Annotated in this window: 1 protein-coding gene; it reads left to right on the top strand. The window is 42.1% G+C overall.

Annotation, left to right across the window (positions count from 1 at the left end; all coding sequences use genetic code 11):
* The first annotated feature begins 443 nt into the window (after window positions 1–443).
* Window positions 444–1,802: an IS110 family transposase gene (locus WBQ70_RS06695; RefSeq protein ID WP_423912049.1), complete on the top strand. Its 1,359-nt coding sequence runs from the start codon at window positions 444–446 to the stop codon at window positions 1,800–1,802.
* Window positions 1,803–1,925: the final 123 nt, after the last annotated feature.

Below are 1,925 nucleotides of genomic sequence, written 5' to 3'. Positions count from 1 at the left end.
ATAATTGATTATATGAAAACGGAAAAAGAAAAAGGCAGGTTATTTGAATAAAAAAACGTTGGGTAACACCGTGTAAAAAACATTGCTTATTTTGGTTCAATCGTTTGGTCGTTGCTTTGCTTGCTTGCTTCTGATTTTCCTTCGGAAAATCCTCGCACACAAACACGCAACTTTCCTTATACAACAACGTTGTGCATAATCCTCTATATACCGAAGCATTGACTTCTCCCGCTAACGTGAGCGGAGAAATCCGAAAAATTCCGTAAACTTGTATAGCTCTATGCAAGGCCGATTTTCAAACTGTTGCATAAAAGCACGGGCGTAATCCTGGTTGAGATGTTTGCGATGACTTCAGTGGCGGTCCACCCTTGGTGGAACCCCGTTCAGAATATTTACTCTGCCAAAAGCACATCTCCTTAGAGTGTTTTTTAATATTCAACATTATGGAACAAGATGTAATTTCAATGGAAGTCATCAATCCCAAAGCGGCGGGCATTGATGTAGGCAGCCGTTCCCATTGGGCGGCTGTAGGACAGTCTGAACAGGACATCCAAGAGTACGGGGTCTTCAATGAAGACCTTTTTGCCCTAGCGGACTGGTTCGACCAGCGCGGGGTCAAAACCATTGCCATGGAAAGTACCGGAACCTATTGGCAAAGTCTCTATGCCGTTCTGTTATCCAGAGGGTTTCAGGTGATACTCTGCAATGGTAAGTTCACCAAGAACATCAAAGGAAAAAAAACAGATGTCAAAGATTGCCAATGGATCCAAAAACTCCACAGTCTCGGACTGTTATCGGGCAGCTTTTTGCCCGACGGGGAGACTGAACAATTAAGGACGTACTGCAGGCACAGGACAAACCTGATCCACTCCAGTGCCTCCACATCTAAAAAGATGCAAAAATACCTCCGCCTGTTGAACCTACGTCTCGATGTGGTGGTAAAGGATGTCTGTGGCCTTACAGGGCTTGCTATCATCCAGGCAATTTGTAATGGAGAAAAAGATCCCCAAAAGCTGGCTTCCCTGCGCCACGGCAACTGTAGGAAATCGGAAGAGGAGATAGCTAAGGCACTGCACTCGAACAATCGCGAAGATTATCTCTTTGCCCTAAAGCAAGAACTCGATACCTATCGGTATCTTCAGGACAAGATAGCACAGTGCGATGTGGAAATCGAAAAGAAACTCAATGAGATCATTGGCAAAGATGACAACAAAAAACAGCACTACATAGACCCCAAAGTACATAAAAGGGTAAACAAGAACACCCCAAAGAACATTGACCTGAACTTGAGATCCTACCAAATGTTTGAAGGAACCGACCTGCTTGCCATTGAGGGAATGAGTTATTCTACTGTTCTGGCATTGATGAGCGAAGTGGGGATTGATGGGATTAGAAAATTCTCTACGGCCAAGCACTTTACATCTTGGCTTAGATTGGCACCCAACAACAAGGTCAGTGGTGGAAAAGTGCTTTCGAGCAGGGTCCCAAAAGGAAGCAACCGCCTAAAGATAGCATTGAGGAATGCAGCCAATGCTATAGGCAATTTAAAGGAATCCACACCTTTGAGAGATTTTTTCCATAGGATCAATTTTAGAAAGGGAAGAGTATCGGCAATCAGTGCGACCGCAAGAAAACTTGCGGTAATAATTTGGAACATGGTGGTAAAGGGAACACCTTATATCAATCTGGAAGGATATCTGTTCTTAGATCAAAAGAGAAAACTTGGTTTGGTTAAGAGAATTAAAAAACAAATCGATAAATTTGATCTGACCGACAAAGATCTTGGATTTTCAACACATTGATTTAAAGATAATTATAAAAACGTTAGTCAGAATTTGAAAAATGAAACACATCCAAATATTAATAATCGCATTATTATTTACTTCCAATTCTTTCTCGCAAGAATCGGAAAATGTAAAATGCAC

It is taken from the genome of Flavobacterium sp. (assembly GCF_049590715.1).
GTDB lineage: Bacteria > Bacteroidota > Bacteroidia > Flavobacteriales > Flavobacteriaceae > Flavobacterium.
The sequence above is the reverse complement of the archived record's forward strand: the minus strand, read 5'-3'. Positions and strand labels throughout refer to the sequence as shown.

Coding starts and splice junctions, on each gene's coding strand:
- WBQ70_RS06695 (WP_423912049.1), top strand. CDS start 444: ATGGAACAAGATGTAATTTCAATGGAAGTCATCAATCCCAAAGCGGCG.